The sequence below is a fragment of the Terrisporobacter hibernicus genome (assembly GCF_020809405.1).
In the GTDB taxonomy this organism is placed as follows: domain Bacteria; phylum Bacillota; class Clostridia; order Peptostreptococcales; family Peptostreptococcaceae; genus Terrisporobacter; species Terrisporobacter petrolearius.
The window spans coordinates 1,721,885-1,744,009 of sequence record NZ_CP081135.1 but is presented as its reverse complement, the minus strand read 5'-3'; the positions used below and the strand labels follow the sequence as shown (position 1 = coordinate 1,744,009).

Below are 22,125 nucleotides of genomic sequence, written 5' to 3'. Positions count from 1 at the left end.
ATGTTTAATTTACTGAAAAAAGATTTAATATGTTGTTTTAAAGTAGATACAAAAACAATTTTAAAACTTATAATAGGAATATTTTTAATATCAATTACTTTAATACCTTCAATATTTACACCACTATCAACAGTAACATTAACTTTCTTTTTAAGCTATATTTTTATATTCAGAAGTTTTTATTTAGATGAACTTAATAAATGTGATTATTTTTTTAATAGCATGCCTATTGAAAAAGATGATATTGTTTATAGTAAATATTTATTTGCAACGGTAATTATAATTGGCTCACTACTGTTGTCATATTTTTGTTCCAAAATAGCAAATAATATATTGGAATTTAGAAACTTTAATATGGATGTAGTTCTAATTTCTTTAATTTTAGTACTATTATTTATATCTATAACATTTCCGTTAACCTTTAAGTATGGATATAGAAAATCCTATATAATTTTAAATATGATTATAGCAGTTGTTGTAATGATGGGAATATTTAGGGCGCGAAATATGCAAACTTTTATGATGGGTGAATGGGAAAAAGCTCCTATTTTAATAGATAAAACATTAATAGTAAAATTGATTTTAGTAATAATTATGTATTTAGTATCTATGTATATTTCAAAGAAAATTTATAATAAAAAAGAAATTGCACAGTAAGGAGTGATAGTAGATGGATAAAAAGTTTTTTAAGGCTAGTATATTTATATGTTTACCAATTATTTTCCTACTTTGTATTTTCGCATTTAGTTTAAAAGATGCCAATGAGTATAATTGGGACACTGAAGATATGTATACAGTGAAGTATAAAGATTATAAATCAAATAGTGACAGTCACATTATAACTGTAACTTTTAAAAATAATACGAATAATATAGCATCATTAAGTGATTTGAGACTTTCCTTTGAATACATTGGTGAAAGTAACAACGTAGGAAATTTTTATTTTGAGGGAGAAGAAGAGGGCAATTTTGACGGTGATTATGTTTATGGCATAGATGGAGGAAAAGAAAGAGATATTATTTTTAAAATTCCTAAATCAATTAAGATTGATGAAAGTCAGTACAATACAAAATCTATAGATGTTAATTGTATGGCTCAGTTTTATAAATTTAGGAAAGGTAAAAATAGTTTATTGTTTTTAGTATGTTCTTCAGGAGGAGAAACTAGAATTAAAAAAACAGATGTTTAGAAAGGTATAAAAAACATATTATCTAAAAATAGTTGAAAATGATTATCAATGTTGGTATAATGAATGTGTAGTGATAATAATTATCAATTAAGAGGGGGATAATATGAAATTTGACTGTAATAAAAATTGTTGTGAAAATAAATCAAATTCAATATATATAAAAAGAATACTAGAAATGATAGGTGCTGTAATTTTGGGATCAAAACCATCAGAAATTATAAATGTACCAGGTAGTAATGAAGAAAAGAAAGTAAAGCTTGTACAAATAGAATCTTTTTTTAGTCATTGTTCTAGAGTTACGTACAGAATAATTACTACACATGATGGAGGAAAAAGAGTTTTATTTATTAACGAAAAATCTATGGATAAAGTGCTGTCAAATAAAAGATGTATAAACTTCTTAAAATTTGTTGGGTACTCATCTAAATATAGGTTGAATGATTATATGGATGAGTTAGTGTATAGACTTCAATCTGAAGAATTTCCTCATGAAATCGGAGTATTTTTAGGATATCCTCTTAAAGATGTATTAGGGTTTATGGGATATGGCAAAAACGAATTAGTAGAAATACGCAACTGGAGAATTTATGGAGACCAAAAGACTTCTTATGAAGTTTATAATAATTTTATGAGAGATAAAGCCATCATGAAGGAGATGGTTCAAAGTATGAACATAACTGAGTTAAAAAGAGCTATATAGAATTTAAAATTAACAAATATCTGCATAAAAAAGACACTATTTTATAAATAAAATAGTGTCTTTTTTATATCTATTTTTAAGTGTCTATAAGTAGTGTAAAATAAAATAGAAAAATTTACAACTTTTTATTGTTTTCATGGGTCTAATATGTGAAGGGAGGCATAGTATGGATGAAAAACTAGTCAAAAAAGCAATTAGAGGAAATTTTAATGCCTATAGTATTTTAGTACATAGCTTAAAAGATGAAGGATATAAATTAGCATATACAATATTAAAAAATGATCACGATAGCATGGATGCATATTTACAAGCAGTGGAAAAGGGGTTAAAAAATATTACTAATCTAAAAGAATCACAATATTTTAAAACATGGTTTTTAAAAATTGTGATAAATGAAGCAAAAAATATTATTGCTAAAAATAGTAAGGTCATTTTCCTTGATGAAATAGAAGAAAGAAGAGAGATAAATTATGAAGATAAAGAGTCTAAGTTAGACTTGGAAATATGTTTGCAAAGAGTAGATTCTCAAACTAGAGAAATGATAAAGCTTAAATATTATATGGGTTATAAGCTAGAAGAAATAGCAATAATTTTGGATGTGCCTATAGGAACGGTGAAAGGAAAAATGTATAGTGCACTTAAAGATATGAAAAAAGAGTTGGAGGTGAGATAGTATGAAAATTGATGATAAAGAAATAGAAAAATTATTAGAAAATTTTGATGGTGAAAACATAAATGTTCCTGATGAACTTGAAGAAAAATTAAATATAAAGCTGAAAGAGCTAAAGCCTAATAAGAAATATAAAAAATGTATATATGCATTAGTTGCATCTATTTTAGTAGTATGTGTTTCATATGGTACTATCCCATCTTTTAGAACTTTTGGAGATACAGTATTTAAATATATATTTGGAGATATTGGAGTAGAAAATGCAGTGAATTTTGGCTATGTTGGTTCGAAAAAACAAAATATAAAAATAGGTGACTATAATATAAGAATTGAAAATATGTATATAGACAACCTAAGAATTAGTTTTGATGCAATAATAGAAAATGATGTAAAGAATATGTCAGGTAGAAGTGTTCTATATGTTGAGGGACTTAAAAGTAATGAAATAACAATAAATAATGGAGGTTTTAATAGAGAAAATAAAGAACTAAAGGCAAATGTTTTAATAATTGGAGATGGAGTAGGTGAAATAATAAAAAATAAAAATGAATTAGAAGTTGAGCTAAAACTAGTAAAGTATAATAATACTAAAGATGAGATATTAGGTAAATCAAAAATGACTATAGAAATACCAAAGGAAATGAAAACAAGTGAAAATATAGAAATAAATAAATCCATAAAAGAAAAAAATCTAAATTTCAATATAGAAAAAATAGAAGCGTCTCCAACTATGATGTACTTATATACTAGTGGAAAAGTAAAAGGTATAGGAAATATTCAAGGGATATATAATTTCAAGATAATATCTGATAATGGAGAATTATATAAAGAAAATATAGCATTAGCTGGAATGGGACATAAGGATGGATATAAACAGAGTATAGTTCCATCAGTTTATTATGATAAAAGCAAAACATTAAATTTAAAAGCTGAAGGGGTTCTTGTTGATGCTAATAAGAAAATAAAGATTGAATTAAATGATGATTATCCTAAAGTGATAGATTATTTTGGGACTAAAGTAACTATTAAAGAAGTTAAATATAGGAATAATAGACTAGTAGTTGAAGTTTTGAATAATGATGATATTGCTTATATGGGTGTAAGCTATATAGATAAGGATAGTACAATAGAAGGTTATTATAGTGATTCAATTCATGGGCTTATATTTGATATAGATAAAAGGGATAGTTATGATCTAGATTTAGGAATAATTCTAAAGTATAAGATACCTATAAATGTGGAGGTAGAAAATACGTTAATTAAAAAGTAAGTTTAAAAAGGAGTATAAATATGAAAGTAGTCAAGTATATTATAAATTGTACAATAATATTGATGATTTTATTTATATCTGGATGTAATCATATTAACAATAATAATATAGACCAAATCGCACTTGAAGAAGCTAAAAGAATAGTAGCTAATGAAGGATACTCTCTAGAATCAGAAATACTTAGTGAATCTGACATTTTAGTTGGAGATGCAGGTGCATTTAAATTGATAAAAGAAGCTAGCATAGAAGGTGGATATTCTAAGGATAATTTTAATTCAATGACAGAAGATAGGAGAGTAGTATCATATAAATTAAAGGAAAAATCTAAATTTAAAGATAGACCCATAATGTTATGTTTAGTTATAGACAAAAACAAGGTAATAGGGGCCTACTTAGATTATGATGGGTATTATCCGAGTATTTCACCTATTAATTTTAAAGAAAATATTAAGTAGTAAAGATTTATACAATCAAAATAAAAATAGTAGCTTATGTAAGCTACTATTTTTATTTATTAAAGACAAGATTTTATATAATCAACAGGAACATCCATTTTAATAGCTACATTTTCAGCAGACATTCCTTTATTTATAAATCGTCTAACTACCTTATTCATATTTTCTCCAACTTCAATAATGTGTTTATCAGGATCATAAAAACGGACAACTTGCTGACCCCAGGAATGTTCAATAATAGGATGGACATAACATATTCCTGGAATTTGATTCAATTTTGAGATGAAATTATCAAAGTCATCTTCTTCGAAATATAACTCACTATTATTTGCACCAAAGAAAACTTCATTTTTGGGCTTATTTATAAAACTACACCAAGACTCCTTTGTTTGGAGGGCTATTCCCCCAGTTAAAGTTACATTTGCCCCAAAATCTAAAACAATATCTAAATCTAAAACAGTAGAATAAAATAGTTTAGACTTTTCCATGTCAGAAACTACTATTAATGGGTTTGCAAATTTCATATTAATCACCCCTTTATTAAAATTATATATTAATTAAATTCTAGCTAAAAACTGTAAGGGTTGTAAATAATAAAGTTTACATAGCAATAATGATAGCTTATACTAGTATTAATATTTTAATTTAATGAGGTGAATAGATGAAGTTAGATTTAGAAAATATGCTATACATATTAATATATATGACATTTTTTCTATCAATTATAAGTTGTATAGCTTATTTTTGTAAAAAAAGAATATCTCATCAAATTGAATATATTTTAATAAAAAATATATCTCTAGATATGTTTAAGTACTCTGAGAAGCTAGAACCAAAAGAGTATTTCAGTTATCAAAAGTATGATATTTGGAGGTATTGTAGCTTATTTTAATTGAAATGAAACATTTTATAAAACCAAACTAAAAATCAAAGGAGATAATAAAATGAATTTCATTTCAGGTATGTTACAAGATTTATTAAATATATTATTCAGTTTTACAGGGGATTTAGGGATTGCCATAGTAGTTATCACTTTAATGGTAAAATTAGTTTTAATGCCTCTATCTCTAAAACAAAAATTTGCGATGAGAAAACAACAAGACTTGGTAGAAAAAATGAAAGACATAAAAGAAAAATACAAAAATAATGCTAAGGAAATGGAAAAGCATCTGCAAGAACATTCAATGGAAACTATGAAAAGTATGATGGGATGTTCAACAATTTTACTACAAACGCCAATAGTATGTGCACTTTACCAAACATTTTTAAATATGCCGAATACGTCACCAAGTGTGTTAATACCATGGATTAGTAGTTTAAATGTTAGTGATAATTTATTTATAATACCTTGTATATATACTTTAACTATGTTGGCTCCAAATTTAATAAGTATGATACCTTATTTTAGAACAAGCTCACAAGTTATGTTTAATAAGCAAATGATTATATCCACAGTAATTATGGGGATTTTGTTAACAGCAAGAACTCCTGTAGCAATAGGGCTATATTTTATAACAAGTAGTTTATATACTTTAGTGGAAGATATCTGTTTTAGAATATACTTAAAGAATAAAGGTAGCTTAATTTAATTGATAATAGAAACCTGCTTCAAGTTTTGGAACAGGTTTTTTTTAATCTATATAATAATTGAATATATTAATATGGAAAATGTCTAAGAAGTGTCTTAGGCATTTTTTGTTTGAAATATTGATAACATGGAAACTATAATTATAAAACCTTATAAGGAGTATATGTTATGAAATGTGATGTTGTAATTATTGGAGCGGGTCCAGGAGGGGTAGCTGCTGCTCATAATTTAATAAACAATAATATGTCTTGTATTTTAATAGATAAGCAAAAATTTCCGAGAAATAAACTTTGTGCAGGGGGAATAACTTATAAAACTTTTGAATTAATGAAAACTCTAAAGTTACATAATGAATTTAATACTGAAAACTCAGTACTAAGTGAAGGTGGTAGTTTATATTTAGAGTATAAGCACATAGCTGATATAAAAACTAAAGGGTTAACTTATTTAGTAGACAGATTTGAATTTGATGATTATTTAGTTAAAGAGTATAAGAAAAAGGATGGTATTTTTATAGAAGGTACTGGCGTTAGAAAAATTAATACAAAAGAAAACATAATAACTTTATCTGATCACCGAGAAATTAAGTTTAAATATTTAATAGGTGCAGATGGAGCTGTAGGTATAACAAAAAAGTTAGTTGATGAAAAATTTAATGCAAATGGATTTTGCCTACAAGTAGAAGTTGACAAAAATAAGTTTAATTATGAGGGAAATAATATGTCTTTGTATTATGGAATTATTCCACAAGGATATGCTTGGATATTCCCAAAGAAAAATAGCTTTACCATTGGTTTTGGTGGAAACTATGATAAAAAAATAGACTATCATAAAGAATTTGAAAAATTTTTAAATAACTTGGGTATAACTTGTGAAAGAAAAAAATTCAAAGGTGCTATGTTACCTTTTGGTGAATACATAAAGACTCCAATTAATAAGGAAAAAAATTTATTACTGGTTGGAGATGCAGCAGGTTTAGTGGACCCATTTACAGGCGAGGGAATATATTTTGCAATGTTATCGGGAATAAAAGCATCCAATACGATTATTAATGCTTTAAAAACAAATGATACAAATGAGATTGATAAATATATTGATGAAATTAATGAAATCACCAAAAGCATAAGTAAAGGTGCTAAGCTTAAGAAACTAGTTTATAAATTTAGAAAGCCTATTTTTAATGCTATGAAAAATGAGAAATTCGGAAGTTATATATTTAATGACTGTTTGTATGAATCAAATTATGATTTATTAGAAATTGTACTTCATCATAAATAAATACTTAAAAAGGGAATGTATATAAGCATTTTTCTTGTGATACATTCCCTATATTTATATAAACATTATTAATAATCTAATTGTTTTAAAGTTAAAAATACTATGTCATCAGACATACTACTTAATTTATAAAGTCTAAGTTTTTTCTCAATTTCTATATTAGTCTTATCGCAGTTACTAAATAAATCTCTTACAGTCTCTATAGCGGAAGTACGTATAGTTATACAACCTCCACCTCCTAATTCAAATCCTAAAGTTAGTGTTTCAGAAAGTTGATTTTTCATTATATTATAAAGTTCTTTTCCATAAGCTCCTTTAATAACTATGTAATCCCATTGCTCTTTTAAACCCAATAATAATTCATCAGGATTATAAGCTTCAAATGCTGTATTTTCTCAAAGTAGATGTTGACCTACTCCTGTTTTTTTATGAACATCATATCTTTTACAATTATTTTTTCTTAGATATAAGTCTAGATAGTTCATTTGATTTTTCCTTTGAAAATATTGTTACTAAAAAATATTTTACTTATTGTAGTGATAAAAATGTAAAATGTTTTGGTACAAAGATATAATTTATATCAATTATATAAGAACGCATCTTTGCATTTTTGTAAGAATACAAAAATTGTATTGACTGAAAACAAAAAAACATGTAATATGAAGTTAAGTTCATATGAAGTTTATTTCACATGAACTCAACTTCATATTGTGAGTGTCTGTATAGGCAAGGAGGATTATTTTGAAAAATAAACTTATTGAACGTATTTTGTTTTCTATTTTAATTATTGTGATATCAATAGTAAATATCTTATTGGGAAAACCATCTAATATATATGTTGATACTTTTTATATATTGATTGGATTGATTGCATTCGTTTATACAATATTTGATTATTATATGTATAATAAAAATCGTAAAGAAGTAGATGATCAATTGTCAAAGGAGTACGATGAAAGAGATGAGTTAGTAGATGGTAAAGTGTCTAAAATCACATTAAAGGTAATTTTAACAACTATTTTTATAGTAATGTTTGTTTCGAAATTTACAATTATAAATGGAGATATTTCATTATTTATAATACTAGTTACCTTTATAATAACTGAATTTTTAGCACGAAAATATTATAACTATATAATATAAATGTGGTGAAATAATGAAAAATAGAGTTAAAGAATTACGTCTAGAACATGGCATAACTCAGCAAGAATTAGCTGATAAAGTATGTGTATCATCGAGAACAATTATATCATTAGAAAAACAAAAATATAACCCGTCGGTTCTTCTTGCATATAAAATTGCTTCGGTATTTAGTTTATATATCGAAGAGGTATTTATATTTGAAGAAGAGGACAAATAAAAAAAGAATAAGGAGATAGCACGATGCCAGGTATATTTATGATGATTTTTGGAGCGATATTAGTAGTTTGGGGAACATATAGAATGAAAACTGATGACGCTTTTTTTGGAAAAACCCAAAGAGGGAAAAATATATTTAATCTAATAATTTTTGGGGAAGCTTCTGGAATAGGTCAATTAGCAGGTGGGGTACTTTGTATAATAATAGGTATTGCTTCTTTTATAATTAAATAAAGTTAAAACAAAGTAACTTATATTAAAATAAAAAAGGTATGAATTCTATGCGAGTTCATATCTTTTTTATTTTATATCGATATCAGATATCTAAATAGAATTTAAAAATTTATATAAAATTAAAATAGTAGAATAATATTCTAGTTACAAATAATAAAAGAGATATTTATAGATTAAAACTATTTTAGATAATTACTTTATTAATATATCTAGGCTACAATAATGATATATAGAATATTATAGGAGGGAATAAGGATGGAGAGTAATTATAAAGTAGCATATTATAATGAGTGGAAAACACTGCAAAAAAGAGATTTTAAAAACGTGGAAGAAATAAGAAATGTTACATATGACGAAGATAAGAAAGAATTTTATATAAAAGTATTTAATAGAGAATACATCTTAAATTGTAATGATGAAACAATAAGACGAAGTGATGATAATCAAATACCAAGTGTTGAAACTGGGGTTATGATATTAAATTATTTGTCCTTTACAGAAAATAATATAGATAAAACTAACAAGTGGGTAAGTCTAAAAGAAATACCAAATGGAGGGATGATGTTTTATCCGGCTTTCTATAAAAGTAGTATAGTCAGTTTAATTAACACTTTTGGTTATGATTCATCAAAATTAAGAAAGTGTGGAGAAAATCTGGGTGGAAAAGAAATAAAAATGGGTGATGTAGCATTTGAGTTTGAAGTTTTTCCAAAGGTATTTTGTCGTGTTGTAATATGGGAAGGTGATGATGAAATTTCTCCAAGTGCCACACTTTTATTTGATTCTTCTGTGCAATATATGATGCATGTGGAAAGTATAATTGGTCTAGGAGGATATGTAATTAATAAAATTATTAATGAGATAGGAAGAGATTAATATATGTAATCAGTTATTTTAAACCTTGATTAAATCTAGTAAAAAACGTAAAATATAAAGATATGATATTAAAGAACTGAATTTAAAATAATTATAATAAATAGATTAAAAGGTGATTATATAAAATGATAAAAGAAATAATAGTAGTTGAAGGAAGAGATGACGTTACTGCTGTAAAAAGAGCGTTGGATTGTGAACTAATAACTACTGGAGGATTTGGATTCCCTAAAGGAGTTATGGAAAGAATTAAAGCAGCTCAAGAAAGAAGAGGTGTTATAATTTTTACTGATCCAGATTTTGCAGGAGAAAAAATTAGAAAAAAAATAGCAGCAGAAGTACCAGGATGCAAGCATGCATTTTTACCAAGAGAAGAAGCCAAAAAAGATGGAGATATAGGAATAGAGAATGCATCTCCAGAAAGTATACTAAGAGCTCTAAATAAGGTTAGAACTGAAAGCACAGAAAAAAGAACTGAATTTTCACAAGTTGACTTAGTAACAAACGGACTTATAGGCAATGAAGATGCATCTTATAGAAGAGATACTGTAGGACAAATACTAGGAATTGGATACGGAAATGCTAAGCAATTTTTAAACAGGTTAAATAACTACGGGGTTTCAAGAGAAGAGTTTAACAAGGCAATAGAAAGTTTATAAGGAGACGAATATGGATAGATTATCATCGCATAAGGCAACAAAAGAAGTTGTTCAAAAACATAATTTTAAATTCTCAAAGTCATTGGGACAAAACTTCTTAATAGATACAAACGTAATAGACAGAATTATTGAAGGAGCAAGAGTTAAAGAAGGAGATTACGTAATAGAAGTAGGACCAGGAATCGGAACACTTACAAAAGAAATGGGTAAAACGGCACAGAAAGTTGTTGCCATTGAAATAGACAAAACATTAATTCCTATATTAGAAGAAACTTTATCAGATTTCCCTAATATAGAAGTAATCAATAAAGATATATTAAAAGTTGATGTGCAAGAACTAGTAAAAGAAAAATTAAATGGAGGGCCAGTAAAATTAATAGCGAACCTTCCATACTACATAACTACACCAATAGTTATGAAGTTTTTAGAAGAAGATATACCAGTAACTGATATAGTTGTTATGGTTCAAAAAGAAGTTGCTGATAGAATGAATGCTAAGCCTAACACTAAGGATTACGGAGCATTATCAGTAGCAGTTCAATATTACTGTGATACAGAAATAGTCGCAAAAGCTCCGAGACATATGTTTATGCCACAACCAAATGTTGATTCAACAGTTATAGGACTTCATGTAAGAGAAGAACAAATATATCATGTAGATAATGAAGATGTATTCTTCAAAACTGTTAAAGCATCATTTGGGCAAAGAAGAAAAACTCTTCTTAATTCATTAGGAGGACTTGGATTTTTAACTAAGGATCAAATAAGAGAGGCTTTACAAGAAGCCAATATAGATGAAAAAAGAAGAGGAGAAACTCTATCAATAGAAGAATTTGCAGCATTATCAAATGCAGCAAATAGAATTCACAACGAAAATAAATAATTACTTAAAGTCAGTCTTAGGACTGGCTTTTTTGTGCAAAAAATTTCAAAAGGATCTTGTTGGTAAAAAATGGTTTACAACTATATCCATTAGTGATACATTATAAATAGATATAGATATATCCATTAGTGATATATCTTAAAAAGATATAAAAAGGTAGAAGGTGGTTAAAATTAGTAGAAATAATTCTTTACAAGAAGAACAATTGACAGAACCAGGCTATTATATATTACTAGCATTACTAGTGCCAATGCATGGATATGGAATATCTAAATATATAGAAGAACTAACGCAAGGAGAAGTTTCAATAGGTCCTGCAACTATGTATACTATGCTGAAAAAAATGCAAGTACAGAGTTATATAACTTTAGAGGGAGAAGAATCAAGAAAAAAAATCTACAAGTTAACAGATAAGGGAAATATGGTTATTAGAAAGGAACAAGATAGAAGATACAAAATGGCACTTCATGGCGTTAAAGCTTTTGAAAGAATAGGAGGAAAATAAGGCATATGAGCAAACAATTTAAATATAAAATGAGTGGTGGATTAGTTTTATCTGAAGAAAAAGATATGAATAAGCTTAGTAAATTGGCAAAAGAGGGGTGGATATTGGAATCTTTTGAAAAGCTATCGTATAAACTAAGAAAAGATGAACCAGAAGATGTTGTTTATTGTTTGGATTTTAATGAGGATAAAGATGATGAAAAATCTTATTTAGAGTTATTTGAAAATACTCCATGGGAATATGTATGCTCATGTGAAGGATATTATTTTTTTAAAGCACCAGTGGGTACGAAACCTATTTATACAGATAAAACAAGTAAAAGTTTAAAATATGAAGTTTTATATAAATCAATAAAAAGAGAGATAGTAGTTATATTAGCAATTGTAGTTTTATGTATGATAGGAGCACACTTTTCACGATCAATTTTTATTAATTCAATATGGATGAAAATATTTAGAATGGGATTATATATAGTAGCAGGTGGAGGTTTAGGCTTAACAGTTTCACTATTAATATGTGCAATAAAAGCTTACAAAAATATAGTTAAATAATATAAATTTTAAAGTAGAATGAAACATTTTATTAACAAATAAGTGGAATAAAATGCTTCATTCTATTTTTATGTGACAAAAACTAATACTGAAATAAATAGCTAGTTTAGTTATATGAAAAAATTCAGAGATATTCATAGTACTTAATAAATAAGTTATTACATATAATTTCTTGAGAGATTATGTTAAGGGGTGAGAAACTGATGGCTACCAAAAGAAAGTTTAAAAGAGATTATATTATGCTAGAAGCTAAAGACATGAACTATAGATTTAAAGATAAGGTATCGCCAAAGGCTTTTGTGAAAATTGAAGTCACTGATGAGAAATCAGTTATAGCTTTGTATGCTGAAAACCTAAAAAGTGTAAGTGAAGGATATTCAGTAGTAGCAATAAGAAGTGACTACGAAACCATAGATTTAGGTAACTTTAATGTTAATAGTCAAGGAAAAGGTGAGTTTAGCCTGGATATGGGTGATGAAGACATAGACATAAAAGGAATAGCGGTTGTACAAGATAGAGCAGTACCACTTATAGGTTTTAAGGGGAGCAAAATAGAAAACTTTGAAGAAATATTATTTCCGCCACAATATGAGTTTGAAGAAGTTGATGATGACGAGTATGAATACGAAGAAGTAGAATATGTTGAGGTGGATGATGTTATTGATGACGAACCTATTGATTATGAAGATATAAATGAAGAAGAAGAAGTAGACGATGACGAGTATGAGGAATACGAGGAATATGAAGAAATAGAATATATTGAAGAAGATGAAATGAGAGATAATGAATATGAGTATGAGGAAGTTATTTATGAAGAAATTGAAGAAGGTGAATACGAGGAAGTAGATGATGATGAATATGAAGAAGTTCATCCTAATATACAGCACAAAGTTCAAGAAAAGAAAAATACTAAAAGTAGAGATGATGACTATATTGAAAAGAAAATAAACAAAGCCAAGTCTGTTTTAGAAAAGCAATACACAAAAAATGCTTATGAAACAGTAAAAACAAAAACAGAATCAACAAAAACAGCTGGGACATTATTAATGCCAAGACAAATAAAAAAAGGTTTAAAATATTTTAGAGAAGTAAAACCTTTTGTAGCAGATTATATTGATAGTACCAGATGGTGGAAAATGGAAATTAATCCAACGACTTTATGTGGATATACAATGCCATACTTAGGTTATGTAAATTCTTTAAACTACACTATGTACAGCGATGCTATAATGCAATCTTATAAATACAGACACTACTTATTTGGAGTACAGTATGATGAATATAATAAGAGACAATATTACATTTATGCAGTGCCAGGAAGAAAAAATGAACAACCAGATAAAGGAAATACAGGATTTACAAGATATCAAGCATGTGATAATAGAAATAATTCTTTAGGTTACTGGTTATGTTTTGTGGATTGTAAAGCGAGAAGAATAGTTAAATAAACGGTTTATATTATATAATACACATGAAATAGTAAGTTAGATGTAATGAAAAGAACTATTTAAAATAAATTAATCTTAAAATTAACAACAAAAAGTTATATAATAGTTATATAAAACATTTAACCGGGGGTAAGACATGGCTAGAAAAAGAAGAATAAAAAAATCAGTGTTTTTAGTTGCAGCTATTATACTATTTTTTGGTGTATATATTATATCGTTTACTCTTTTCTCTAATAAAGACAATAGCAGTAAAGACAATGCAGTGAAAATAGAAGAGCCTGAAGATAATAGATCTTTACTTAAACAATTAGAGGAAAAAGATAAGATATATTTATCTGATGGTACTGTATCAGATGTTAGAGTTGATGAGCAATTATTAGAAGAGTTAAGATACTCTTTTGAGGATATTAGCAAAATAAGAAAACCAGCATCTTATGAGTCTACTTATGAAGGATATTCAGATGATGGACTAAAGTTTTCAACAAATTTAGATGTAATAAGAATTTATACAGTCAATGAAGAAGAATACTATAAAATTCCTGTAGCATCTAAAGATGAATTAAAAAAAATATTAGATAAGGGTATCTATACATCATTTGATTTTATAAAGCAATATAAAACATGGAAAGAAGTTAAGATAACTTATAAAGACACAACTAAGAATTTAAGCAAGTGGAAATATGATGACATAGCCAATACAATGGCTGCGAAGAGAGTGGTTGGTAAAGTACAACCAGAAAAAAGTAAGGAAAGAAGTAAATATAATTTTGTAATTGAAATTAAAGCCGATAATTATGAAGCCAAAGTTGAAGTTATGGGAGCTAACTACGTACAAATAGAATCCAAAGGATTAAATTCTTATTACGAAGTGCATACAGCTTTATATGATTATATTAAGGATGAGGTTTTTCAATTATCTAAATAATAAAAAAGTAGAAAATTTGATAAGTCAAATTTTCTACTTTTTTTATTATTACTTATTTTCTTCAAGTAATAATTCACCTATACGGTAAACAGGGCCTGCACCAGCAGTTATTAGTAAATCGTTAGGTTTCATATTAGCTTTTAGGTAATCAACAATATCTTCGAATTTGCTGATATATATAGCATCCACATTGTTGTGATATAGTTTTTCAACCAAGTCTTTAGAATGAATATCTCCTGGATCATCTTCTCTAGCAGCATATATGTCAGTTATTATAACTTTGTCTGCAGAGTAGAATGCTTCTCCAAATTCATTGAAAAGAGATTTTGTTCTACTATAAGTATGAGGTTGGAATACACACCATAAAGTAGATTTTTTTAGTTTTTTAGCAGCAGCTAAAGTTGCTTTTAATTCTGTTGGATGATGAGCGTAATCATCAACGATTAAGGCATCGCTATAAGTACCTTTAATCTCAAATCTTCTTCCAACACCTGTGTACTTGATTATGCTATTCTTCACATCTTCTACGCTTATTCCAGATACTAAAGAAACTATTATTGCAGAAGTAGCATTGTAAATGTTGTGTACACCAGGAACTGATAGTTGGAATGTTCCTAAATCTTTTCCAAAGTAAGTTAAATCAAATGATCCAAACCCGTTATCATTAAAATGAATATTTTTAATAATAACATCATTGAAAGCTTCCTTACCATACTTGATTATATTAGCCTTAACATCATGTAATATTCCATCTGTATTAGGGCTATCACCATTTATTACAAAGTGACCATCTTTAGGTAATAACTTTCCGAATTTGTTAAATGAAGCTTTAATTTCTTCTATTCCAGAAAAATAGTCAAGATGATCTTCCTCTATATTTAAAACAATTGCTATTTTAGGATTAAAGTTCAAAAAACTATCAGTATACTCGCAAGCTTCTGTTATGAAGTTTTGAGAGTTACCTATTTTTACATTACCACCAATTGATTTTAAGTTACCACCAACTAATATTGTTGGATCTAAGTTAGTTGAACCAAATATAGTTGATAACATAGAGGTAGTAGTAGTTTTTCCATGAGTACCTGAAACTGCTATTGAGTTTTTATACTCTCTCATTATTTGACCTAAAAATGCAGCTCTATTTATTGTCAGTATATTTTTGTCTTTTGCAGCCATAAGCTCTTCATTGTCTGTGTGTATAGCAGCAGTGTAAACTACCATATCTAATCCATTAGCAATGTTTTCTTTTTTTTGGCCAATATAAATTTTTGCACCTTGTGCTTGAAGTTTATCTGTCATTGAAGATTTGCTCATGTCTGAGCCTGAAACTTCGTAGCCCTTATTAAGGCAGATTTCAGCTAAAGCACTCATACTTATTCCGCCTATGCCGATGAAGTGTATCTTCATAATAATAAAACCACCTTTCATTTAATTTATTTCTATGAATAAGAACAATTTTTGTGGTATAATTAAATAATGTTCAATATTTTAAGTATCATATGCATATACTAATTCATATATTATAGTTTATTTATTTTTTTGTAATATATGAAACATAACTAATATTATATCATATAATAAAATCTTATGCATTATTTACTTTATACCATAAATGTTGTAATTGTAGGAGGTTACTGAAACAATGAAGTTTAAGAGAACGGAAAGAATTGGTGCTATAGTCAAGATATTATCTGACAACCCAAATAAAATTTATACATTAAGCTATTTCACAGAAACATTTAATGCTGCCAAGTCTACAATTAGTGAAGATTTATTAGTTGTAAAAAATGTATTCGAAAAATTACAATTAGGTAAAGTTATAACAATTTCTGGAGCGGCTGGTGGAGTAAAATACATACCTAAAACATCAATACAAGAAAATCAAAACTTCCTAATGGAATTATGTGAAAAAATAAGTTCCCAAGATAGAATTTTATCAGGAAGATTTCTATATTTAATAGATTTAATATATGATCCAACAGTTGTAGCTAAAATAGGAAAAATATTTGCTTCAAACATAGATTACTCTGAAGCAGATTATGTAGTTACTATGGAAACAAAGGGGATACCTATGGCTCTTATGACTGCAAAAGCTATGAATTTACCATTGGTTATAATAAGAAAAGACATAAAGGTTTCTGAAGGACCAACATTAAGCATGACTTATGTTACAGGATACAATTCAAAAGTAGAAAGTATGAGTTTACCAAGAAAAGCTATCAAGCCAGGAAGTAAAGTTATTCTTATAGATGATTTTATGAGAGGTGGAGGAACAATAAAAGGTATGACTCAACTTATGCAAGAATTCGGTGCAGAAGTAATAGGAACAGGAGTATTCATAACAACATCAATACCAGAAAATAAATTAGTTGAAGATTATATATCTTTAATAGAAATAGATACAAGAGAAAACGAAATAGTTGTTAAACCGAATTTAAAAACATTTAAAGATGAATATAGAACTGAAGACGTTGTGGATACTACTTTAGATAATGTGGCTGATGATGAAATTGATGAATAATTCAAACTAATTCCAACTGTATAATTATTTTTATGGATAAAAAATAAAAAAAACTCCGAAAAATTAAAGGAATTTGTTAAAAAGTATAGAATTATTTACCAAACAGTTTATAATTATATTGGGTAAATTGTATTTTGTCAAAATCACAAAGGGGGATATTGAGGTATGAACATAACTGACGTAAGAGTAAGAAAAATTACTGATGAGGGGAAAATGAAATGTATAGTTTCAATAACTTTTGATAATTTATTCGTAGTGCACGACATAAAGGTTATCGAAGGTCAAAATGGGCTATTCATAGCTATGCCAAGTAGAAAAGTTGGAGAAGGTAACTTTAGAGATATCGCTCATCCAATAAATGCAGAAATGAGACAAGTTTTAGAGGATGCAGTTTTAAAAGCATATGAAGAAGCATTAGCTCAATTAGAAGTTGCTGCAGAATAATTAAATAAAGTGGGAATATTTTAAAAATTTGCAATAAATAAACGAGTCGACTTAATCGGCTCTTTTTTAATATAAAATATACGACTATTAAGATAATAATGTATTATTTTTATTTTATTGCTAATAATAAAAATATCTAAATAAAAATGTTACAAAATAAAAAATATTATTAGATTTGAAGAAATGTTGACAAAAACATGAAATAAAATTATGATTATATCATAAGATATAATATAAAAATTAGTTTTATATAAAGGCAATGATAAGAACAAGTAATAATTAATAAAGATAAACAGAAAGTTACCGGTTGATGAGAGGTGCATATACAATTAATTATGAATACATCTTTGAGCTTCACACCGAAAAATGTTGAGTAGGCTGTGACGAATTTGACACACGTTATAGTGTCATAGTATTTATTTAGATACTAGCTGAGGTAAACGGTGTGAACTGTTTATAAATGAAGGTGGTAACGCGAGATATGCTCTCGTCCTTTTTAAGGACGAGGGCTTTTTTTATTATAACAAATTATAAAATTGATTTTTAAAATATAATTATAAAGGAGAGGAACACTATGTCAATGACGACTTACGATGAATTAGTTGCTAGAGGATTGGTTGCTCAAGTAACAGATGAAGAAGAATTAAAAGAACTTATAAATGCAGGTAAAGCAGTATTTTATATAGGATTTGATGCAACTGCAGATAGTTTACATGTAGGACATTTTATGGCCCTATGTTTAATGAAAAGACTACAGATGGCAGGAAATAAACCAATAGCACTTGTTGGTGGAGGAACTACAATGGTAGGGGATCCATCTGGAAGAACAGATATGAGAAAAATGATGACTCCAGAGCAAATAAATTACAACTGTGAATGCTTCAAAAAACAAATGAGTAAATTTATAGAATTTGGTGAAGATGAAGCTTTATTAGTTAACAATGCGGATTGGTTGTTAGATTTGAATTATGTAGAATTATTAAGAGAAGTTGGAACTCACTTTAGTGTTAATAGAATGCTTAGCTTTGAATGTTACAAAAGTAGAATGGAAAGAGGACTTAGTTTCTTAGAATTTAACTACATGATAATGCAAGCTTTTGACTTCTATCATTTATACGAAAAATACGGATGTCAAATGCAATTAGGTGGAAATGACCAATGGAGTAATATGCTTGCTGGTACAGAACTAATAAGACGTAAATTAGGAGAAAATGCTTATGCATTAACTATAACTTTACTTCTTAACTCAGAAGGAAATAAAATGGGTAAAACAGCTAATGGTGCAGTATGGCTAGATCCAAACAAAACTTCTCCATTTGAATTCTACCAATACTGGAGAAATGTTGGAGATGCTGATGTATTCAAATGTATGCGTATGTTAACATTCTTACCATTAGAAGAAATAGAAGCTATGGAAAAATGGGAAGATAATAAAATAAATCAAGCCAAAGAAGTTTTAGCATTTGAATTAACTAAGTTAATCCATGGTGAAGAAGAAGCTACAAAATCACAAGAAAGTGCAAGAGCTTTATTCTCAGGAGCAGCACATGATAACATGCCTACAACAGAATTAACTGATACTGATTTAACTGATGGTCAAATAGATATAATATCATTATTAGTTAAAAGTGGATTAGCTCCAACTAGATCAGAAGGTAGACGTAATGTGGAACAAGGAGGAGTAACTGTAGATGGTGAAAAAGTTGATGACTTCAAAGTTACGTTTACAAAAGATGATTTAACTGGTGATGGTATGGTTATAAAACGTGGAAAGAAAAAATTCCAAAGAGTAGTTATAAAATAATTAAATAATAAATAGCAGTAGCTACCAAATTATAGTTGCTGCTATTTTTGTGCATACTAAGATAATGCAAAGAAATACAAAAACCTAGTAATTTTATAAAAAAAATGCTATATTATAAATGACAATAATACGATTGAATTATATACTATTCAACAAATAATACACCATAATAGTAACAATTATAAAAAACCTTATTGAAATGGAGTGAAAATATGAACTTTAAAGCCATAATTCTTGCTGCTGGAAAAGGTACAAGAATGAAGTCAAAATATCCAAAGGTTGTTCATAAAGTGTGCGGAAAAGAAATGGTTAACCATATTATAGATGTATCAAAAAAATCTGGCGTTAAAGACGTAGTAGCAATATTAGGTCATGAATCAGAAGTCGTAAAAAATATATTGCCAGAAGATACTATGATTGCAATGCAAACAGAGCAACTAGGAACAGGTCATGCTGTTAAAATGGCAAAAGAATACATAAATGATGAAGACACAATAGTTATTTTATGTGGAGACACACCTCTTATAAAAGAAGAAACCCTAAAAAAATTATTTGATTACCATATAGAAAATGAATATACAGCTACAGTTTTAACTACAAAAGTTGATAACCCAGCTGGATATGGAAGAGTAATAAGAGATGAAAATGGTGATTTACTAAAAATTGTTGAGCAAAAAGATGGAAATGCTGAGGAATTAGCAGTAAATGAAATTAACTCTGGGATTTACTGTTTTAAAGGTAAGATGCTAAGAGAATCACTAGACTTACTTGATAACAATAATGCTCAAGGAGAGTATTACTTAACTGACACAATAAAAATATTAAGAGATAAAGGGTTTAAGGTTGGAGCATTCAACGGTTCTACAATTGAGGAATTAATGGGTGTAAATTCTAGATTAGAATTATCTAAAGCAGAAACTCTTATGAGAAAAAGAATAAATGAATTCCACTTATTAAATGGAGTTACTATAATAGATCCAGCATCTACTTATATAGAAACAGATGTGGAAATAGGACAAGACACAATAGTATATCCAGGAGCTATGATTCATGGTAAAACTAAGATAGGTAATGAGTGTATTATAGGAATGAATACTTCTATAACAAACTCAACTATAGGAGATAACACAGAAGTTAAAAACTCTACAATAATAGATTCTACTGTAGGAGAAAATACTACAGTGGGTCCTTATGCATATTTAAGACCAAAAAGTAACATAGGAAACCATGTTAAAATAGGTGACTTTGTAGAAGTTAAAAATGCAACAATAGAAGATAATTCAAAAGCATCACATCTGTCATACATAGGAGATGCCCATGTAGGTAAAGATGTTAACATAGGATGTGGGGTAGTATTTGTAAATTACGATGGAAAAAATAAATTTAAATCAATAGTAAAAGATGGAGCGTTTATAGGTTCTAACTCGAACCTAGTTGCACCAGTTACAGTTGAAGAAAAAGGATATATAGCAACAGGGTCTACTATAACTGATGATGTACCTGAAGGAGCTTTAGCTATTGCTAGACAAAGACAGGTTATAAAAGAAGGTTGGGTAGTCCAAAAAGAAAAAAGAGATGAGAATAAATAGCTAATTATTATTTTAGGAAAACACCTAATAATATTTATATAATTTTCAGGAGGATAAGTAATGAATACTAGCGGAAGCGAGATTAAAATTATTGCAGGTAATTCGAATAAGGAGTTAGCTGAAAAAATCGCAGAATATATAGGAGTAAAGGTTGCTGATTGCCAAGTAACAACATTTAGCGATGGAGAAATAAGCGTAAACATTAATGAAACAGTTAGAGGTTGCGATGTATTCGTAGTTCAATCTACTAACAACCCAGTTAACAACAACTTAATGGAATTATTAATAATGATAGATGCACTAAGAAGAGCATCTGCAGGAAGAGTAACAGCAGTTATACCATACTACGGATATGCAAGACAAGACAGAAAAGCTAAGGCAAGAGATCCAATCACAGCTAAATTAGTGGCAAACTTAATAACAGCAGCAGGAGCAGATAGAGTTTTAACTATGGACTTACATGCTTCTCAAATACAAGGATACTTCGATATCCCACTAGACCATTTATTAGGAGGAAGCTTATTAGCTAGCTACTTTAATGAGAAAAATATAGAAGATTTAGTTGTAGTTTCACCAGATTTAGGAAGTGTTACTAGATCTAGAAAATTTGCTAATCAGTTAGAGGGAGAAGTTCCAATAGCTATAATAGACAAAAGAAGACCTAAAGCTAATGTTTGTGAAGTAATGAACCTTATAGGAGATGTAAAAGGCAAAAATGTTATTATGCTAGACGACATGATAGATACAGCTGGAACTATAACAAATGCAGCTAATGCGCTTAAAGAATTCGGAGCTAAAAATATATATGCTGGTTGTACACACGCAGTATTATCTGGACCAGCTATAGAAAGAATAGAAGACTCTGCAATTAGTGAGTTAATAGTTCTTGATACTATAAAACTTCCTAAAGAAAAAGAAAATGATAAAATAAAAGTATTAACAGTAGCAGAAATGTTTGGAGAAGCTATTAAGAAAATATTCTCTAATGAATCTGTAAGTGTTTTATTCTAATTAGTAATTTATATGTAGGAGATATTAGTCTATAGATTAATATCTCTTTTTTTAGTTAAATTTACAATTTGAAAGTGCTAAATTAAAAGATTGAAATTGAGTATTAAATTACATAGTTCTGGTAATGAATTTAAATATACGATTTAATTTATAGAATTTGGAGGAATTA

General features: G+C 27.9%; 27 protein-coding genes and 1 other annotated feature. Of the genes, 24 read left to right on the top strand and 3 right to left on the bottom strand.

Going from position 1 to position 22,125, the window contains the following annotated elements; translation table 11 throughout:
• From JW646_RS08425 to JW646_RS08400, 6 genes are all read left to right on the top strand, one after another.
• On the top strand, window positions 1–657 hold the full coding sequence (locus JW646_RS08425; protein WP_228417278.1) for an ABC-2 transporter permease: 657 nt from the start codon (window positions 1–3) through the stop codon (window positions 655–657).
• 13 nt (window positions 658–670) lie between these two features.
• Entirely contained in the window at window positions 671–1,189 is a 519-nt protein-coding gene (locus tag JW646_RS08420; protein ID WP_228417277.1) for a hypothetical protein, read from the top strand.
• A 103-nt stretch (window positions 1,190–1,292) separates the two neighbouring features.
• Window positions 1,293–1,889, top strand: a complete 597-nt coding sequence (locus tag JW646_RS08415; protein WP_228417276.1) for a DUF3793 family protein — start codon at window positions 1,293–1,295, stop codon at window positions 1,887–1,889.
• A 166-nt stretch (window positions 1,890–2,055) separates the two neighbouring features.
• Window positions 2,056–2,562, top strand: a complete 507-nt coding sequence (locus tag JW646_RS08410; protein ID WP_228417275.1) for a sigma-70 family RNA polymerase sigma factor — start codon at window positions 2,056–2,058, stop codon at window positions 2,560–2,562.
• 1 nt (window position 2,563) lies between these two features.
• The gene (locus tag JW646_RS08405; protein WP_228417274.1) at window positions 2,564–3,829 is read left to right on the top strand and encodes a DUF5643 domain-containing protein; all 1,266 of its coding nucleotides are present in this window, start codon (window positions 2,564–2,566) and stop codon (window positions 3,827–3,829) included.
• Between the two features lie 20 nt (window positions 3,830–3,849).
• On the top strand, window positions 3,850–4,284 hold the full coding sequence (locus JW646_RS08400) for a hypothetical protein (RefSeq protein ID WP_228417272.1): 435 nt from the start codon (window positions 3,850–3,852) through the stop codon (window positions 4,282–4,284).
• A gap of 59 nt (window positions 4,285–4,343) precedes the next feature.
• Here the strand turns inward: JW646_RS08400 and JW646_RS08395 are convergent, their stop codons facing one another.
• A complete protein-coding gene (locus tag JW646_RS08395) occupies window positions 4,344–4,808 on the bottom strand; it encodes a VOC family protein (protein WP_228417270.1) in 465 nt (154 codons plus the stop codon).
• 137 nt (window positions 4,809–4,945) lie between these two features.
• Here JW646_RS08395 and JW646_RS08390 point away from each other — a divergent pair, with 137 nt between their 5' ends.
• From JW646_RS08390 to JW646_RS08380, 3 genes are all read left to right on the top strand, one after another.
• Window positions 4,946–5,176, top strand: a complete 231-nt coding sequence (locus JW646_RS08390; protein ID WP_074919723.1) for a hypothetical protein — start codon at window positions 4,946–4,948, stop codon at window positions 5,174–5,176.
• Window positions 5,177–5,228: 52 nt separating this feature from the next.
• On the top strand, window positions 5,229–5,873 hold the full coding sequence (locus tag JW646_RS08385) for a YidC/Oxa1 family membrane protein insertase (RefSeq protein WP_228417268.1): 645 nt from the start codon (window positions 5,229–5,231) through the stop codon (window positions 5,871–5,873).
• A 167-nt stretch (window positions 5,874–6,040) separates the two neighbouring features.
• Complete coding sequence (locus tag JW646_RS08380) at window positions 6,041–7,150, top strand: geranylgeranyl reductase family protein (protein ID WP_228417267.1); 1,110 nt, start codon at window positions 6,041–6,043, stop codon at window positions 7,148–7,150.
• 68 nt (window positions 7,151–7,218) lie between these two features.
• Here JW646_RS08380 and JW646_RS08375 read toward each other — a convergent pair whose 3' ends face one another.
• Window positions 7,219–7,503, bottom strand: a complete 285-nt coding sequence (locus JW646_RS08375) for a hypothetical protein (protein ID WP_228417265.1) — start codon at window positions 7,501–7,503, stop codon at window positions 7,219–7,221.
• 388 nt (window positions 7,504–7,891) lie between these two features.
• Here JW646_RS08375 and JW646_RS08370 point away from each other — a divergent pair, with 388 nt between their 5' ends.
• The 10 genes from JW646_RS08370 (at window position 7,892) to JW646_RS08325 (ending at window position 14,587) form a co-directional block, all read left to right on the top strand.
• Window positions 7,892–8,293: a hypothetical protein gene (locus JW646_RS08370; RefSeq protein WP_074919719.1), complete on the top strand. Its 402-nt coding sequence runs from the start codon at window positions 7,892–7,894 to the stop codon at window positions 8,291–8,293.
• Between the two features lie 13 nt (window positions 8,294–8,306).
• Window positions 8,307–8,510, top strand: coding sequence for a helix-turn-helix transcriptional regulator (locus tag JW646_RS08365; protein ID WP_074919718.1), 204 nt, complete (start codon window positions 8,307–8,309; stop codon window positions 8,508–8,510).
• Between the two features lie 23 nt (window positions 8,511–8,533).
• Window positions 8,534–8,743: a hypothetical protein gene (locus JW646_RS08360; RefSeq protein WP_206925068.1), complete on the top strand. Its 210-nt coding sequence runs from the start codon at window positions 8,534–8,536 to the stop codon at window positions 8,741–8,743.
• Between the two features lie 255 nt (window positions 8,744–8,998).
• Complete coding sequence (locus JW646_RS08355; RefSeq protein ID WP_228417263.1) at window positions 8,999–9,619, top strand: DUF3786 domain-containing protein; 621 nt, start codon at window positions 8,999–9,001, stop codon at window positions 9,617–9,619.
• A gap of 125 nt (window positions 9,620–9,744) precedes the next feature.
• Window positions 9,745–10,275, top strand: coding sequence for a ribonuclease M5 (gene rnmV, locus JW646_RS08350; protein WP_074919715.1), 531 nt, complete (start codon window positions 9,745–9,747; stop codon window positions 10,273–10,275).
• A gap of 10 nt (window positions 10,276–10,285) precedes the next feature.
• A complete protein-coding gene (rsmA, locus tag JW646_RS08345; RefSeq protein ID WP_074919714.1) occupies window positions 10,286–11,158 on the top strand; it encodes a 16S rRNA (adenine(1518)-N(6)/adenine(1519)-N(6))-dimethyltransferase RsmA in 873 nt (290 codons plus the stop codon).
• Between the two features lie 163 nt (window positions 11,159–11,321).
• Entirely contained in the window at window positions 11,322–11,663 is a 342-nt protein-coding gene (locus tag JW646_RS08340) for a PadR family transcriptional regulator (RefSeq protein WP_206925071.1), read from the top strand.
• A 5-nt stretch (window positions 11,664–11,668) separates the two neighbouring features.
• A complete protein-coding gene (locus JW646_RS08335) occupies window positions 11,669–12,214 on the top strand; it encodes a DUF2812 domain-containing protein (RefSeq protein WP_206925072.1) in 546 nt (181 codons plus the stop codon).
• A gap of 203 nt (window positions 12,215–12,417) precedes the next feature.
• Window positions 12,418–13,662, top strand: a complete 1,245-nt coding sequence (locus JW646_RS08330; protein WP_228417261.1) for a hypothetical protein — start codon at window positions 12,418–12,420, stop codon at window positions 13,660–13,662.
• Between the two features lie 136 nt (window positions 13,663–13,798).
• Window positions 13,799–14,587 carry a hypothetical protein gene (locus JW646_RS08325; RefSeq protein WP_074919711.1) on the top strand — a complete coding sequence of 263 codons (789 nt, stop codon included), beginning with the start codon at window positions 13,799–13,801 and terminating at the stop codon, window positions 14,585–14,587.
• A gap of 48 nt (window positions 14,588–14,635) precedes the next feature.
• Here JW646_RS08325 and murC read toward each other — a convergent pair whose 3' ends face one another.
• Window positions 14,636–15,994 carry a UDP-N-acetylmuramate--L-alanine ligase gene (gene murC / locus JW646_RS08320; RefSeq protein WP_074919710.1) on the bottom strand — a complete coding sequence of 453 codons (1,359 nt, stop codon included), beginning with the start codon at window positions 15,992–15,994 and terminating at the stop codon, window positions 14,636–14,638.
• 235 nt (window positions 15,995–16,229) lie between these two features.
• Between murC and purR the strand changes: the two genes are divergently transcribed.
• From purR to JW646_RS08295, 5 genes are all read left to right on the top strand, one after another.
• Window positions 16,230–17,108, top strand: a complete 879-nt coding sequence (purR, locus tag JW646_RS08315; protein WP_074919709.1) for a pur operon repressor — start codon at window positions 16,230–16,232, stop codon at window positions 17,106–17,108.
• A 165-nt stretch (window positions 17,109–17,273) separates the two neighbouring features.
• Window positions 17,274–17,552, top strand: coding sequence for a septation regulator SpoVG (gene spoVG / locus JW646_RS08310; RefSeq protein WP_018591966.1), 279 nt, complete (start codon window positions 17,274–17,276; stop codon window positions 17,550–17,552).
• A gap of 250 nt (window positions 17,553–17,802) precedes the next feature.
• Window positions 17,803–18,050, top strand: a binding site (T-box leader).
• Between the two features lie 82 nt (window positions 18,051–18,132).
• The gene (gene tyrS / locus JW646_RS08305; protein WP_228417382.1) at window positions 18,133–19,356 is read left to right on the top strand and encodes a tyrosine--tRNA ligase; all 1,224 of its coding nucleotides are present in this window, start codon (window positions 18,133–18,135) and stop codon (window positions 19,354–19,356) included.
• 212 nt (window positions 19,357–19,568) lie between these two features.
• Complete coding sequence (glmU, locus tag JW646_RS08300; protein ID WP_228417259.1) at window positions 19,569–20,945, top strand: bifunctional UDP-N-acetylglucosamine diphosphorylase/glucosamine-1-phosphate N-acetyltransferase GlmU; 1,377 nt, start codon at window positions 19,569–19,571, stop codon at window positions 20,943–20,945.
• 60 nt (window positions 20,946–21,005) lie between these two features.
• Window positions 21,006–21,956: a ribose-phosphate diphosphokinase gene (locus tag JW646_RS08295; protein WP_074919707.1), complete on the top strand. Its 951-nt coding sequence runs from the start codon at window positions 21,006–21,008 to the stop codon at window positions 21,954–21,956.
• Window positions 21,957–22,125: the final 169 nt, after the last annotated feature.

Excerpts from the sequence above, each read along its gene's own strand:
- JW646_RS08425 (WP_228417278.1), top strand. The coding sequence starts at position 1 with ATGTTTAATTTACTGAAAAAAGATTTAATATGTTGTTTTAAAGTAGAT.
- JW646_RS08420 (WP_228417277.1), top strand. The coding sequence starts at position 671 with ATGGATAAAAAGTTTTTTAAGGCTAGTATATTTATATGTTTACCAATT.
- JW646_RS08415 (WP_228417276.1), top strand. The coding sequence starts at position 1,293 with ATGAAATTTGACTGTAATAAAAATTGTTGTGAAAATAAATCAAATTCA.
- JW646_RS08410 (WP_228417275.1), top strand. The coding sequence starts at position 2,056 with ATGGATGAAAAACTAGTCAAAAAAGCAATTAGAGGAAATTTTAATGCC.
- JW646_RS08405 (WP_228417274.1), top strand. The coding sequence starts at position 2,564 with ATGAAAATTGATGATAAAGAAATAGAAAAATTATTAGAAAATTTTGAT.
- JW646_RS08400 (WP_228417272.1), top strand. The coding sequence starts at position 3,850 with ATGAAAGTAGTCAAGTATATTATAAATTGTACAATAATATTGATGATT.
- JW646_RS08395 (WP_228417270.1), bottom strand. The coding sequence starts at position 4,808 with ATGAAATTTGCAAACCCATTAATAGTAGTTTCTGACATGGAAAAGTCT.
- JW646_RS08390 (WP_074919723.1), top strand. The coding sequence starts at position 4,946 with ATGAAGTTAGATTTAGAAAATATGCTATACATATTAATATATATGACA.
- JW646_RS08385 (WP_228417268.1), top strand. The coding sequence starts at position 5,229 with ATGAATTTCATTTCAGGTATGTTACAAGATTTATTAAATATATTATTC.
- JW646_RS08380 (WP_228417267.1), top strand. The coding sequence starts at position 6,041 with ATGAAATGTGATGTTGTAATTATTGGAGCGGGTCCAGGAGGGGTAGCT.
- JW646_RS08365 (WP_074919718.1), top strand. The coding sequence starts at position 8,307 with ATGAAAAATAGAGTTAAAGAATTACGTCTAGAACATGGCATAACTCAG.
- JW646_RS08360 (WP_206925068.1), top strand. The coding sequence starts at position 8,534 with ATGCCAGGTATATTTATGATGATTTTTGGAGCGATATTAGTAGTTTGG.
- JW646_RS08355 (WP_228417263.1), top strand. The coding sequence starts at position 8,999 with ATGGAGAGTAATTATAAAGTAGCATATTATAATGAGTGGAAAACACTG.
- rnmV (WP_074919715.1), top strand. The coding sequence starts at position 9,745 with ATGATAAAAGAAATAATAGTAGTTGAAGGAAGAGATGACGTTACTGCT.
- rsmA (WP_074919714.1), top strand. The coding sequence starts at position 10,286 with ATGGATAGATTATCATCGCATAAGGCAACAAAAGAAGTTGTTCAAAAA.
- JW646_RS08335 (WP_206925072.1), top strand. The coding sequence starts at position 11,669 with ATGAGCAAACAATTTAAATATAAAATGAGTGGTGGATTAGTTTTATCT.
- JW646_RS08330 (WP_228417261.1), top strand. The coding sequence starts at position 12,418 with ATGGCTACCAAAAGAAAGTTTAAAAGAGATTATATTATGCTAGAAGCT.
- JW646_RS08325 (WP_074919711.1), top strand. The coding sequence starts at position 13,799 with ATGGCTAGAAAAAGAAGAATAAAAAAATCAGTGTTTTTAGTTGCAGCT.
- murC (WP_074919710.1), bottom strand. The coding sequence starts at position 15,994 with ATGAAGATACACTTCATCGGCATAGGCGGAATAAGTATGAGTGCTTTA.
- purR (WP_074919709.1), top strand. The coding sequence starts at position 16,230 with ATGAAGTTTAAGAGAACGGAAAGAATTGGTGCTATAGTCAAGATATTA.
- spoVG (WP_018591966.1), top strand. The coding sequence starts at position 17,274 with ATGAACATAACTGACGTAAGAGTAAGAAAAATTACTGATGAGGGGAAA.
- tyrS (WP_228417382.1), top strand. The coding sequence starts at position 18,133 with ATGACGACTTACGATGAATTAGTTGCTAGAGGATTGGTTGCTCAAGTA.
- glmU (WP_228417259.1), top strand. The coding sequence starts at position 19,569 with ATGAACTTTAAAGCCATAATTCTTGCTGCTGGAAAAGGTACAAGAATG.
- JW646_RS08295 (WP_074919707.1), top strand. The coding sequence starts at position 21,006 with ATGAATACTAGCGGAAGCGAGATTAAAATTATTGCAGGTAATTCGAAT.